General features: G+C 45.1%; 19 protein-coding genes and 1 pseudogene. 12 read left to right on the forward strand and 8 right to left on the reverse strand.

The window, feature by feature from the left end:
• Nucleotides 1-58 precede the first annotated feature (58 nt).
• Both QUA56_RS09910 and QUA56_RS09915 read right to left on the reverse strand, forming a co-directional pair.
• Nucleotides 59-844 (reverse strand): DUF4058 family protein, encoded by a 786-nt coding sequence (locus tag QUA56_RS09910; RefSeq protein ID WP_333356508.1) that lies wholly within the window; start codon nt 842-844, stop codon nt 59-61.
• 109 nt (nt 845-953) lie between these two features.
• A complete protein-coding gene (locus QUA56_RS09915) occupies nt 954-1,196 on the reverse strand; it encodes a hypothetical protein (RefSeq protein ID WP_333356511.1) in 243 nt (80 codons plus the stop codon).
• 129 nt (nt 1,197-1,325) lie between these two features.
• Between QUA56_RS09915 and QUA56_RS09920 the strand changes: the two genes are divergently transcribed.
• From QUA56_RS09920 to QUA56_RS09940, 5 genes are read left to right on the forward strand one after another with little or no spacing between them, the layout of a single operon-like run.
• Nucleotides 1,326-1,538 (forward strand): helix-turn-helix transcriptional regulator, encoded by a 213-nt coding sequence (locus QUA56_RS09920; RefSeq protein WP_333356514.1) that lies wholly within the window; start codon nt 1,326-1,328, stop codon nt 1,536-1,538.
• A gap of 20 nt (nt 1,539-1,558) precedes the next feature.
• Nucleotides 1,559-1,771, forward strand: a complete 213-nt coding sequence (locus QUA56_RS09925) for a helix-turn-helix domain-containing protein (RefSeq protein ID WP_194063647.1) — start codon at nt 1,559-1,561, stop codon at nt 1,769-1,771.
• A gap of 20 nt (nt 1,772-1,791) precedes the next feature.
• A complete protein-coding gene (locus QUA56_RS09930; protein WP_006635455.1) occupies nt 1,792-2,004 on the forward strand; it encodes a helix-turn-helix domain-containing protein in 213 nt (70 codons plus the stop codon).
• A gap of 20 nt (nt 2,005-2,024) precedes the next feature.
• Nucleotides 2,025-2,237, forward strand: a complete 213-nt coding sequence (locus QUA56_RS09935) for a helix-turn-helix domain-containing protein (RefSeq protein ID WP_096831645.1) — start codon at nt 2,025-2,027, stop codon at nt 2,235-2,237.
• Between the two features lie 20 nt (nt 2,238-2,257).
• Complete coding sequence (locus tag QUA56_RS09940) at nt 2,258-2,470, forward strand: helix-turn-helix domain-containing protein (protein ID WP_333102250.1); 213 nt, start codon at nt 2,258-2,260, stop codon at nt 2,468-2,470.
• A 161-nt stretch (nt 2,471-2,631) separates the two neighbouring features.
• Here QUA56_RS09940 and QUA56_RS09945 read toward each other — a convergent pair whose 3' ends face one another.
• Nucleotides 2,632-3,000 carry a type II toxin-antitoxin system RelE/ParE family toxin gene (locus QUA56_RS09945; protein ID WP_333356518.1) on the reverse strand — a complete coding sequence of 123 codons (369 nt, stop codon included), beginning with the start codon at nt 2,998-3,000 and terminating at the stop codon, nt 2,632-2,634.
• Nucleotides 2,993-3,232 carry a hypothetical protein gene (locus QUA56_RS09950; RefSeq protein WP_333356521.1) on the reverse strand — a complete coding sequence of 80 codons (240 nt, stop codon included), beginning with the start codon at nt 3,230-3,232 and terminating at the stop codon, nt 2,993-2,995. Before QUA56_RS09950 ends, QUA56_RS09945 begins: the two co-directional genes overlap by 8 nt.
• Here QUA56_RS09950 and QUA56_RS09955 point away from each other — a divergent pair.
• Nucleotides 3,226-3,399 carry a hypothetical protein gene (locus QUA56_RS09955; RefSeq protein ID WP_333356524.1) on the forward strand — a complete coding sequence of 58 codons (174 nt, stop codon included), beginning with the start codon at nt 3,226-3,228 and terminating at the stop codon, nt 3,397-3,399. The two genes, QUA56_RS09950 and QUA56_RS09955, sit on opposite strands and share 7 nt — an antisense overlap.
• Here the strand turns inward: QUA56_RS09955 and QUA56_RS09960 are convergent.
• From QUA56_RS09960 to QUA56_RS09970, 4 genes are all read right to left on the reverse strand, one after another.
• Nucleotides 3,396-3,878: a DUF6887 family protein gene (locus QUA56_RS09960; RefSeq protein WP_333356526.1), complete on the reverse strand. Its 483-nt coding sequence runs from the start codon at nt 3,876-3,878 to the stop codon at nt 3,396-3,398. The two genes, QUA56_RS09955 and QUA56_RS09960, sit on opposite strands and share 4 nt — an antisense overlap.
• A complete protein-coding gene (locus QUA56_RS36810) occupies nt 3,862-4,068 on the reverse strand; it encodes a DUF6888 family protein (RefSeq protein WP_445242892.1) in 207 nt (68 codons plus the stop codon). The genes QUA56_RS09960 and QUA56_RS36810 overlap by 17 nt, the downstream gene beginning before the upstream one ends.
• Before the next feature lie 82 nt (nt 4,069-4,150).
• Nucleotides 4,151-4,429: a hypothetical protein gene (locus QUA56_RS09965; protein ID WP_333356529.1), complete on the reverse strand. Its 279-nt coding sequence runs from the start codon at nt 4,427-4,429 to the stop codon at nt 4,151-4,153.
• Nucleotides 4,430-4,656: 227 nt separating this feature from the next.
• A complete protein-coding gene (locus QUA56_RS09970) occupies nt 4,657-6,165 on the reverse strand; it encodes a UbiD family decarboxylase (protein ID WP_333356531.1) in 1,509 nt (502 codons plus the stop codon).
• Between the two features lie 170 nt (nt 6,166-6,335).
• On the opposite strand from QUA56_RS09970, the pseudogene QUA56_RS09975 reads away from it, so the two are divergent.
• The 6 genes and pseudogenes from QUA56_RS09975 to pstB all read left to right on the forward strand — a co-directional run.
• Nucleotides 6,336-6,431, forward strand: a pseudogene (locus QUA56_RS09975) (IS1/IS1595 family N-terminal zinc-binding domain-containing protein); the annotation flags it as partial.
• 3 nt (nt 6,432-6,434) lie between these two features.
• A complete protein-coding gene (locus QUA56_RS09980; RefSeq protein WP_445242893.1) occupies nt 6,435-7,766 on the forward strand; it encodes an NYN domain-containing protein in 1,332 nt (443 codons plus the stop codon).
• A 210-nt stretch (nt 7,767-7,976) separates the two neighbouring features.
• Nucleotides 7,977-9,005: a phosphate ABC transporter substrate-binding protein PstS gene (pstS, locus tag QUA56_RS09985; RefSeq protein ID WP_333356534.1), complete on the forward strand. Its 1,029-nt coding sequence runs from the start codon at nt 7,977-7,979 to the stop codon at nt 9,003-9,005.
• A gap of 281 nt (nt 9,006-9,286) precedes the next feature.
• Entirely contained in the window at nt 9,287-10,288 is a 1,002-nt protein-coding gene (gene pstC, locus QUA56_RS09990; protein WP_333356537.1) for a phosphate ABC transporter permease subunit PstC, read from the forward strand.
• A gap of 150 nt (nt 10,289-10,438) precedes the next feature.
• Entirely contained in the window at nt 10,439-11,419 is a 981-nt protein-coding gene (gene pstA, locus QUA56_RS09995) for a phosphate ABC transporter permease PstA (RefSeq protein WP_333356540.1), read from the forward strand.
• Between the two features lie 56 nt (nt 11,420-11,475).
• Nucleotides 11,476-12,327: a phosphate ABC transporter ATP-binding protein PstB gene (pstB, locus tag QUA56_RS10000; RefSeq protein ID WP_333356543.1), complete on the forward strand. Its 852-nt coding sequence runs from the start codon at nt 11,476-11,478 to the stop codon at nt 12,325-12,327.
• Nucleotides 12,328-12,391: the final 64 nt, after the last annotated feature.

The raw sequence follows: 12,391 nt of genomic DNA on the forward strand, positions 1-12,391 counted from the left end.
GAATGGGAACGCTGTTTTCATATAATAGCGATCGCAATCGCCGAGTGACAAATTTTAATTATTCCCGCAATCCCCGATCGCGCAACCAAGCATCTGCCCAAGCTGCATCTGTTTCAGATAATGGCGGTATTGGCTCCCGACAGTAATCTATTTCCATATCGTAACCCGCAATATCGTATACTTGATTGAAAAGCATTTGCAGATCGACAATAGGTTCAGAGTCTTCGGGACGCAAAGGCACCGGGAAAGCAGGAATTGAATCTTGAATATTAAAAGGATACATATCGCCGGATGGAAGGCGATTTCCCCGACAGACCAAAATCCGATATTGACTGTCAAGATTATTGCCAAAAATTGGCATTGGTTCACCGCGCCGCAGCAAATCAATCTCAATCAAATGAGTGCGACTGCCCAGTATTTGTTCGCGTTTTTTTTCATACATTTGCCTGCCTTTTCCAGGTCGTTTATTAGTAGGTAAAAGGATTTCGATCGTTGTGACTACTTCTTTTGTTTCCACTCCTCTGATCTCTAAATAACCTTCCTTAATAATCTCAGGTATAGGAAGAGTCACCGTCACCGGTTGTGTTGGAGGTGACAAAACAGCCACATTTGCTCCGGGGTTATTTGATGTCTGAGAACGCTGTACAGTCACATCGGGAATACCGACAAGCACTGAATTTTCGCCGCTGGTTTCATACATTCGCAACTCTACGGCAACTCGATATTTAGGACGCAGTTGCGGAGATAAAAATCTGGCAATTTCACTAATCAACCAGTGATGTAATTCAGGCCATAGGTTAGGATGTTCTAAATAGGGATCTACACCGGGAAACGGAGATGGCATTGATTTGACTCCTTGACTCAAGTCTATTTACAGTTTAGCAACATTAGTCCGTCGGGGGTTTAAACCCCCGCCGGAATATGGCAACAAATACAATATCAGTTCGATCGCATTAAACTTCGATCGGCAATTCTGTTGGAATTGGAACGCTGTTTTCATCTAACACGGACACCGCATTTACGAACACAATTGTATGCGGGACTGCGGGCATTAAGCGGCGCAGTGCGTTTAGGTAAGATTCGGCATCTCGGCGGCGGGCGAAACGGGCGACTGTTAACCGCTGACACTTGGGGAGGTGGCGAATTAGATGCCAAGGTTGAAGTCGATCGCGATAAGTCGGTTGTTTTGGTATCATAGGAAAATCCTTCCCACTTTTGTGGGTGGTGAATGAAAGGCGATCGCTCTAGATTTCTCAGGTCCGAGGGCGATCGCTATTAACTGTATATTCATTAAATTACGACTACTCGTAATTGTCAAGGGCGGAATGGGACGAATTAGACTGCGAGTTCGAGAATTTGCTCAAGAGAAGGGTTGGACTCTCAGGGAAGTCTCCAACAGAACAGGTGTTCCATACACCACAATCGCCACCTATGCTAATTCTCCAGGCATGGCTACCGTTGACTACACGGCTTTGGACAAGATGGCTCGTGCTTTTGAGATTGCGATCGAGGATTTAGTGGAAATTCTGGAACAGTAAACTGATTTATCAGCGGGAAGATGGGGCTAATTCGGTTGCGGGTTCGAGAACTAGCTGAGGAAAAGGGTTGGACGCTGAAAGAAGTCTCTGACAGAACGGGAATTCCCTACAGCACGGTTAAAAAATACGCCCAAGCCCCCAAAATGGCAACGGTGGACTACACGGCTTTGCAGAAACTTGCTGAAGTCTTCGATGTGATGGTGGAAGATTTGGTTGAGGTTTTGGAACGGTAAACTGATTTTTCAGCGGGAAAATGGGGTTAATTCGGTTGCGAGTTCGAGAACTAGCGGAAGAGAAGGGTTGGACGTTGAAAGAAGTTTCTGAGCGATCGGGCATTCCTTACAGTACCGTTAGAAGTTATGCCCATTCTCCCAAGCTGGCAACGGTAGATTACACAGCTTTAAACAAAATGGCTCGCGTGTTTGATATTGCGATCGAAGATTTAGTTGAGATTTTGGAAGAGTAGGCTGATTTATCGTTGGGAATATGGGACGAATTAGGCTGCGAGTTCGAGAATTTGCTCAAGAGAAGGGTTGGAATCTGACAGAAGTATCCAAAAGAACAGGTATTCCATATACCACGATCATTACCTATGCCAATTCTCCAGGTATGGCAACTGTAGATTACACAGCTTTGGACAAGATGGCCCGTGCGTTCGATATTGCGATCGAAGATTTGGTTGAGATTTTGGAACAATAAACTGATTTGTCAGCGGGAAAATGGGGTTAATTAGGTTGCGAGTTCGAGAACTAGCGCAGGAGAAAGGCTGGACGCTGAAAGAAGTTTCTGACAGAACGGGAATTCCTTACAGCACGGTTAAAAAATACGCCCAAGCCCCCAAAATGGCAACGGTGGACTATACGGCTTTGCAGAAACTTGCTGAAGTGTTCGATGTGATGGTGGAAGACTTGGTTGAGGTTTTGGAACGGTAAACTGATTTGTCGCTGGGAAAATGGGGTTAATTCGGTTGCTAGCAACTCTGGACACGGCAATGCCGTTTCCCTACCCCAAAATAATCATGAGCCTTCGATGAGAAATGTAACCATCGCCCGATTAATGGTAGGGAAACGGCACTGCCGTGTCCTGAATCACTTTAAACATCTGTTTCTTCAGATTGCGTGCTGAATTCTTTAATAATTTGGCGAATCTCCCCTACTTCGATATCTTGCTGGTCAGACTTTGAGTAAATGTCTAATAAAACAATCAACTCAGGCGATGAAATCCAGTAAATCAGGCGATAACCACCACTTTTACCTTTTTGAATATTGCTATTCTTAAGCCGCACTTTCATAACGATAGAGCCAATACCAGGGATTTGATCTCCAAGAAATGCTCCTAATTGCAACTGCTCAAGGATAGGATGAAGATCGGCTTGGATTTGGCGATATTTCTTTGCTAGGGTTCTCAGTTTGCGCTGAAACTCAGGGGTCAACCGAATTTCGACCAAAGGCGTGTCAGTCAACGTCGATGCCCTCCCAAAGTTCAGAAAGGGGTAGAGTTCGTCCGGTTACAGCTTGTCGCCAGGATGTGCGAAAGCTTTCTCCTGAAAAGTCTGTGTCTGCTTCGGGCGTGATTTGGTTTTCTAGAGAATGGGTTTGTTGAACGATCGTGGATAGTGTTTTTAGGAGTTCAAGCTGCTCTGCGAATGAAAGTGACTGAGCCAGATTGATGGCTTGTTGAAGTTGGGATGTCATGGTGTATCTTGATTCACTACTTTAAGTTTATCAAACTCCAAATGGGTGGTCAGAAACCGGGTTTTTACGAGAAAACTTCGTTACAGCCAGCAGATTTGGTAAAAAACCCGGTTTCTCTGACGAAGCGCATAAGTCTCGATCGCACTCAATTCGATCGCCCATTCTAGACATCACCAAAATCTTCAATTCCGGCACGAATTGCCAAAAGTGCGATCGGCCCTGCCAGTCTTGAGGTCAAGTCGCTAGTTGATGCTAAAAATTTGGCGATCGCACTTATCAGATCCTCAATTTCTTTTTCTAAGTTTTCCTGCAACTTTGCTTCTACTTCTAATTCAATTTGCGATCGAAGTTTTGCCTCAATTTCCCGTTCTAATGTTTGGCGTAATCGATCCTCCTGTGCTTTTTTTATTTGTTTTTGTTTTTCGCGATCGATTTCAGCTTTTTTCTTAATTGCTTCCTCAGCGATGCGAATATTTTCTGCAATGGGTAAACCTTCAGGAGTACACATCGGCCCGTACCATGTCGCTTCTGAATCACGGGGATTGCGGCGACCAAAAAATATCCGAATCGCTTCATCATCATGCCGATGCGATAGCACGTAAGCTTTTAATTCGGATCTGCTCATTTCATCAAAGTTCGGTTTCATCTAAAAACCTCCAAAGTCCATTACTAGATACGATTACTTGCAGCTCATCACTTACGAAAATATACACTTCTGTGGTTTGAGAATTAAAACGGAATAGTTGAATATCTCGGTAGTAGCTAGAGAACATCTGGCAAACGCGCAGACAGGCTTGGGCTTGTTCGTCAGTGGGATTAATCGTTCGTTCCTCAATTGTGGCACAAACTTTAGGATATAATAAAACTTTCGCAGTTTTGCTGCTAAATCAAATCACCCCCGCAAAGCGGAATAGTGAGTTACACAACCTCTTCTAATTCAGGAATATGTTCAGCTTCATAGTTTTCGATTAAGACACCAATAACGTCCATCATCGAAGCAAGGGGATGGCTTTCATCCTCGCCGATTCGATCGATAAGGCTATCTAGTAGTTCGACTAAACGCTCGTATTCCTGTTGGGTGTGAGGGACAAAAACCATTTTAGCAATAGATGACCAAGCAGCAATTGTGCGATCGATATCAAGATTTTGGATCGTTCTTTCTACCTCTATTCTTCTTTGGTATGGACAACAAGGCAATTCCCATTGGTGTCAACTTAAGGTAAAACTCATAGTCCGGCAAGGGTTGAAACCCCTGCCTCAAAGCGAAAGTCCTCTCAAAGAGGACTAATGAGTTCTTCAGTCCTCATAGCGAGGACTTTAGCTATAAGCCCCGTGGAATTCATTCCCTGGCGGACTCGCGGGATGACTAACGGACTTGGTGGGCTGACAGCTTAAATTGACACTAATGGCCAATGCCTAACTCCCTACCTCATCTCATATCCAAACAAATTCGGATCGACTTCTCCCAAATTCAAATCAGCCAAACCGTACTCAGCCCAACGCCTTTCTACCATCGCCGCCACATCCGGATCGGACTCCAAAACTTCACCCCATTCGTGATCCGTTTCCGGCGGCATCTTCGTAGTAGCATCAATCCCCATTCTGCCTCCCAAACCAATCTTTTCACTGGCAAAATCTAACGTATCAAAAGGCGTATTCGGCAGAATAAATACATCCCGAACCGGATCGACTTTAGAACTAATTGCCCAAACTACTTGACGCGGGTCGCGAATGTTGATACTTTTATCGACAACAATCACAAACTTAGTGTAAGTAAACTGCGGTAATGCACTCCAAAATGCTAAAGCAGCCCTGCGCGCTTGACCGGGATATGCTTTATCGATCGAGATAATTGCCGCTTTATAACTCAGGGCTTCCATCGGTAAGAAGAAATCGACAATTTCCGATACTTGCTGCCGCAAAATAGGGGTATAAATACGGTTAAGCGCGATCGCCATCATTGCTTCTTCTTTCGGCGGCCGCCCGCTAAACGTAGTTAGATAAATCGGGTCTTTCCGGTGCGTCATGCAGTTGAATCGAACCAACGGCGAATCTTCCACGCCGCCGTAATAACCCATGTGATCGCCGAATGGCCCGTCGGGCAGAACTTCACCCGGCGTAATCGTTCCTTCTAACACAATTTCCGAGTCCGCCGGTACTTCCAAATCTACGGTTTTGCACTTGGCCAATTGCACGCCGGAACCGCCATAAAGTCCGGCAAATAACCATTCCGATAAATCTACAGGAATTGGCGTTGCTGCGGCGAGGATGATTAAAGGATCGACTCCAAGGGCGATCGCAATTTCCAATTTTTTACCAGCCTGCGCCGCTTTCCGCAAGTGCCGCGCCCCGCCCCGCACCGATAACCAGTGTACAGTCATCGTGTTTTTTGACTGCAACTGCAACCGATAAACCCCCACATTCGGTGTGCCCGTTTCGCAATCTTTGGTAATTACCAAACCCAGGGTGATAATTTTGCCCGCATCTCCCGGATAAGGGCGAATCATCGGGATTTTGTTCAAATCCAGCCCTTCTCCCTCAAGTACCACTTGCTGACAAGCTGGGAAAAAGTCGCGGCCGGGTTTGGCTTTCACTACGTCGAACAACACTTTGCCGAATTCTATCGCTTGGGAAATCTTTTTCGGCGGTTTTGGCTGTTGCAGCATTCCCAGTTTTTTGCCGAGCTCTTCTAGTTCTGCGGGCTTTTCCATGTTCATCGCCCAACAAACCCGCTGTTCCGTACCCAACAGGTTAATCGCGACGGGGAAATCTGCGCCTTTGACGTTTTCAAACAGCAGCCCAGGGCCGCCTTTTTGCAGCATTTGGTTGGAAATTTCGGCAATTTCGAGGTCGGAATCGACTAAGGCGCTAATCCGGCGCAGTTGTCCCCGTTCTTCGAGTAGTTTGAGGAATCCCCGCAAGTCTCTTGCCATTGTGTTTAAATAAATGTTAAGTTTCTTTTACTATTATGGGGCTTCTGAACTGCTCGAGGGATATCTATTTAATGAACCGCGAAGACGCGAAGGGCGCGAAGCAAGAACAAAAAGAAGATAGGTAATTTTTTGCTGCTGAGGGAGCCGGCTGTAATAATGGTTAAATGAAATGTCCAAGATGCGAATCAGACCAACTCCGTAAAAATGGCCGTCCTAACGGTCACCAGCGGTATCTTTGCAAGGCTTGTCGCAAACAATTCGTTGAGCATTTGAGTCCGCAGTCTTTAAGTCGCCAATGCACCGAAACACGGTTAAGCGAAGCTATCCCGAAGGAAATCGCCCCTGCAACCACCACAGAGTCCTGCGGGATTGCGATTTTGCTGTTAGATGCAGAAAATCTGAAACTTAACGTTTATACAGAACAATTTTTAGCCAGTTTGTGCGACTATCCCCTGCAAGTTAAAATAGCTTTTGCTAACTGGAAAAATCCGAGTACGAGCAAGTTGGATGCTGAACTTTACGATCGCGGTTACGAACTGATTCACGTTCCGGGCGGTGCTAATAGTGCTGACGGTAAAATGATTGCTTTTGGCGCTGCTATTTTATATCGATATCGGGATGTGCGACAAGTTTTGGTCTGTTCTTCGGATGGTTTGTTAAATCATCTTTGCAATCAATTGCAAAATCAGGGATTGACAGTCTTTCGGGTGGGGCGTCAAAATGCTGTTTTGGCTGTAGAAAACTGTCAGACTGGTGAGAGTAAGCACTATTCTTGCGAAAGGGAAGAGGAAATCCCTAGTTTTGAAGAATTGGCTAATCAAGTTGCCGAGTTGTTGAAGGCTGAACATAAATCTATTGATGAGCGTCTCGCTCGATTTTCTAGTGTGGCTAAGCTTTTTCAAGAGCGCCATACTGTTGATTTCAATTCTACAACTTCCCATGCAGCAGCACTGTGGGAGTCAGCAGAAGACAAAATTTCTTCTGGGACTAAAGAGTGTGTAACTCCTCTTGTCGTCGATCTAGATATTGAACCCCAGAAAGTTTCCGAAACCAAGTCAGTCAATTCAATTGGGATTAATTCCCTGGATGCTTTAGAAAAGATACTTGTAGCAATGATTGCGAAAGCGATAGTTGAGTTAAAACAAAATGCTATTCCTGTCACAAAAATCAACAAACAATTTTATACTAAATATCAGTGTCATGCCGATTTAGTTGTGAAAAACTTTTTGGCTGATTCTAGTCTAATTAAGTTTTTTCAATCGCGTCCGTCTGTTTTCAAAATGGAATTGCTCGGTAAGGAACATCAAGTGGCGATCGCTCCAAAAGCAGCAGCGGCTTCAAAAACAGAGTCCTCAGCCGCCCTGGAGGCATCTATAGCAAATATTGTACTGGCATTAACTGCTAAATCTCCAGGCAATTACATTGGGATCAACCAGGTAGCCACCGAATTTCACAAGCAATACGGTCAACCAATTACTAAAAAGCTGCAATCGCTGCATTTGGGTAGCAATTTTCACGATTTTTTGCAGTCGTGCCAAAAATTGAAAGTTCAGAAAAAGGGTAAGGAGCATCAAGTGGCGATCGCACAGTCAGCTCCCTGACTTATTTAAGAAATCCGGTCTCTGAGTCTTCTGTCTGAAAATTTAATCTATTATTAACCAAAATTTAAAACAAGCTTATTCTTTTATTATTTAATCTAAAATTAACCAAAATTTAAAACAAGCTTATTCTTTTATATCCCTTTCCTTTGGGATTTCAGTCTATCCTATGGAGGAGATTTGCAAAGCCGGCTATTAAGGGAGAGGAGGAGTATGAATTTTTTCACAGGACGTTGGCGACGTGGTTTTATAGTGACACTAGCAGCAGCGGCATTTTCGCTGACTTTGATTAGTTCCGCTGTAGCTGCCGTAACACTAAACGGTTCGGGAGCAACTTTCCCCAAACCTCTTTACGATCGCTACTTCTCTCAGATGAGAAGTGCAAATCAAATTACTGTAAACTACGAAGGAACCGGCAGCGGTGCTGGCATCAAAGCATTAATTTCAGGCACTGTTGATTTCGCAGGCAGCGACGCGCTGATGACTTCTGCACAAATAGCTGAGGTAAAGCGCGGCGTCATGGCGGTTCCGACTGCTGGCGGCGCTGTTGCAGTTGTTTACAACTTGCCCGGAGTGAACAATCTGAGGCTAAATAACGATGCCGTGAAAGGCATCTTTGAAGGCAAAATTACCCGCTGGAATGATGCTAAAATAGCCGGAATTTCTGGACAAGCTAAAAATTTACCAAATACTCCAATTCGAGTAGCTGTACGCGCAGACAGCAGCGGTACAACCTTTATTTTTTCTAACCACTTGCAGGCGATCGGCAGCAGCATCAAAGCTGCCGCTCAGCCGAAGTGGCCAGACACCGCTGTCAGCGGTCAAGGAAACCCCGGCGTAGCTGCTTTGGTGAAAAATACAGCGGGTGCGATCGGCTACGTTCAAGATACTTATGCTCGGCAAAACAATCTCCAAACAGCGTTTATTCAAAATAAAGTTGGCCGGTTTGTAGATCCTAGCTTGGCTGAAGCAGAGAAAGCTTTAGCAGGGGAAACATTCCCCGCAGACTTCCGCTTAGTAGAAGGAAATCCTAACGACGGTTATCCGATTGTTGGCTTGACTTGGCTGTTAATCTACAAACAGTATCCTGCTGCAAAAGCAGATGCTATTAAAAAGATGGTTAATTGGGTGATGACTACCGGTCAAGGTATCAACAAACAGCTAGAGTATACTACAATTCCTTCAGCTACAGCTCAAAAGGTGGTTCAAACAGTTAATCAGAGTGTGGTTGCCAGAGGTTAAGAGAGGGCGATCGCAGGGAGTTATGAGTTAAGCTGAGGCCCATCTAAATTTTACATTCCTTTCGCTCCCCCCTAGCTCCTAGATCCCCTCTAACCCCCCTTAACAAGGGGGGGACAAGATGGTTCAAAGTCCCCCTTGTTAAGGGGGGTTAGGGTTCAAAGTCCCCCTTATTAAGGGGGATTTAGGGGGATCGAGAATTCGCTACAAAGTGCACCCTACAAGCTCATTAGAATTACTCATCTTTCAAGCAAATATTTCGCTATTTGCATACTAAATCGGCTATGACCAATATTTCAAAAAAACAGAAAAACTTGACTCGGCAACCGGCAGAAATAAACACAGAAGTAGATTTGACAGATACTGCTGGTGAAGGTTTATGGATGGAGTCAGGATTTACACTATTTGTATGGGCTTTTGCCTTAGCGACAGCGGGCACGCTGTTTTGGATGAGTGCGATAATTTTTAAAGATGCTTGGCCAGCTATTAGCCATTTTGGACTCTCATTCTTGTGGAATCCTAAGTGGGATATCGGCGAGTTGCAGTTTGGGGCTTTGCCGTTTATTTACGGTACTGTAATTAGTTCTGCGATCGGCATAATCATCGCACTTCCTTTAGGGCTGTCAGTAGCTATAGTTACTAGCGAGAACTTCTTACCCGTTTGGGTGCGATCGCCCTTGGGATTCATGGTTGAATTAATCTCGGCCATTCCCAGCGTGATAGTTGGCTTATGGGGAATCTTTGTTTTGATTCCCTTTTTGTTGCCATTGCAGCAGTCATTGTTCGATAATTTCAGTTGGTTTCCCCTGTTCAGCAGCGAACCTTTAGGCCCCGGAATGCTGCCGGCCGGAATACTGTTATCAATTATGATTTTGCCAACAGTAGCCGCCATCAGCCGCGATGTATTGATGTCAGTTCCAGCAGATTTGCGAAGTGCTTCCATGTCCCTCGGAGCAACTCGCTGGGAAACGATATTTAAGCTGTTATTACCAGCAGCTAGTTCAGGAATTATCGGCGCTACAATCTTAGCCTTGGGACGGGCTTTAGGCGAAACAATGGCCGTCACAATGGTGATTGGCAACTCGATTCAAATCAACCAATCCCTGCTAGCTCCCAGCTACTCAATTCCTGCTGTTTTGGCGAGTCAATTTCGGGAAGCTCTAGAACCGCTGCACATCGGCGCTTTGATGTATTTAGCCTTGATTCTATTTGTCATCACTCTGTTGGTAAATGCGATCGCAGTATTGCTAGTTCAGCTAATCGGCGTCAAGGGAGCTAAAAATTAACACGCTCGAAAGTAATTGGTAACAAGCCATTTTATGTATTCTTTCCCAGGCTCAGGACGGAGAAAGAGAAAAGTGTAACATCCTGAGAACAAGCTTGCGGATAAATCCGCAGAATCAATCTAAAATCTAAAATCTAAAATCTAAAATTGCATGACTCAAGTAAAAAAATCAAACAGTATTCTGGATGCAGAAATCAACAATCCCCTGTCGCTAAGCCGAAAATTTTTCAGCCGGGGAATGACAGTTATCGCTTTCGCTCTGACAGCTCTAGCCCTGCTCCCTTTGTTTGCTATCTTATACAAAATCCTGGGAGAAGGACTCACACATTTGAGCTGGGAAGTGCTAGTGTCTCTACCAGCACCCGTTGGAGTTGAAGACCAGCCCAACGGCTTTGCAAATGCGATTCTTGGGACAGCTTTAATGGTAGGAATTGCTACGTTATTTAGTGTTCCAATCGGCGTAATGACGGGAATATTTTTGTCCGAGTTTGGTAGAGATAACAAAGCGCTGGCTAATAGCATCCGCTTTATCACCGTCATTCTCAGCAGCGTTCCCTCGATCGTAGTTGGCGTCTTTTCCTACGCCCTAATTGTCGTTACCACCAAAGCATTTTCAGCATTAGCCGGCGGTTTTGCCCTCGGCATCATCATGCTTCCAGTTGTTGCTCTGACAACAGAACAAGCATTAAAATTAGTGCCTACTTCTTACCGCCTCGCTTCTGCTGGTTTGGGAGGCGGACGCTTTCAAACGATGTTTCGGATTATTATTCCCTCAGCACTCCCGACTATTACTACAGGTGTTTTACTCGCTGCTTCTCGGGCCGCCGGCGAAACCGCACCGCTGATTGTAACGGCGTTGTCGAGTCAATTTTGGCCTCCTTTAGTTGATAAATTGGGCGAGATAATGCAGTCCCCGATAGGTGCAGAAACTATCTCAAAACTCAAAGAAATTCCCGATACACTGCTGACTCCGACTCCTTCTATGTCGGTATTAATATATAGCTACGCCAGCTCTCCTTACAAGGAGCAGAACGAATTGGCGTGGACTGCGGCCTCTGTCCTTTTGGGCATGGTTTTGATTGCTAGCGTCGCATCCCGTACAGTAACTCGGAAACGCTTGCAAAATCGATAAATCAATAACTCAAGTGCATCGATCGATCAAATATTAACACTATAACCAGGCCAATAATGAAACCTAAAGCTAACTTAAAAGCAGACAACTATACAGATCACTTCCTAGAAGATGTCACCCCGGAAATTGACCCCAATGCAATGCCAGCACTGCGGGTTCAGGACTTGAATTTTTATTACGGAACTCACAAAGTCCTCGAAAATTTATCAATGAATATCCCTCACCCACAAGTTACGGCTATTATTGGCCCTTCTGGTTGCGGGAAATCAACTTTTCTCAAAGCTCTCAACCGGATTGGTGAATTGGAGGGAAAGGTTCAAATTAAAGGAAGAGTAGAGTTTTTTGGACAGGATATTTACAGCCCAAAAGTAAACATTAATAGTTTGCGTCGGCAAATTGGGATGGTGTTTCAAAGACCGAATCCTTTTCCGCTGAGCATCTACGATAATATTGCTTACGGAGTCAGGATTTTTGGCCGCAAGAGCAAAGCAGAATTAGATGAAATTGTGGAATCTGCACTCAAAAGTGCTGCGCTTTGGGATGAGGTGAAAGACGATTTGAATAAATCGGCTCAAGGGATTTCGGGGGGACAGCAGCAGCGACTTTGTATTGCTCGGGCTTTGGCTGTGCAGCCAAAAATTTTGCTGATGGATGAACCTTGTTCTGCTTTAGATCCGATTTCTACGATGAAGATTGAGGAGTTGTTTCAGACTCTGCGGCAGGAGTTAACTGTGGTGATTGTGACGCATAATATGCAGCAGGCGGCTCGGGTTTCTGATTACACGGCATTTTTTAATACTGATGAAAGTCGCATCGGCCGCCTGGTTGAATTTGGGCCGACAAGTCGGATTTTTACGTCTGCAAGCAATTCGAGTACGAGGGATTACATTCAAGGTCGTTTTGGTTAATACCAAAGTTCTTTTTTAGGTTTGTAGTTTGGGGGGGGGGGGGGGGGGGGGGGGGGGGGGGGGG

Source organism: Microcoleus sp. N3A4 (assembly GCF_036701805.1).
GTDB lineage: Bacteria > Cyanobacteriota > Cyanobacteriia > Cyanobacteriales > Microcoleaceae > Microcoleus.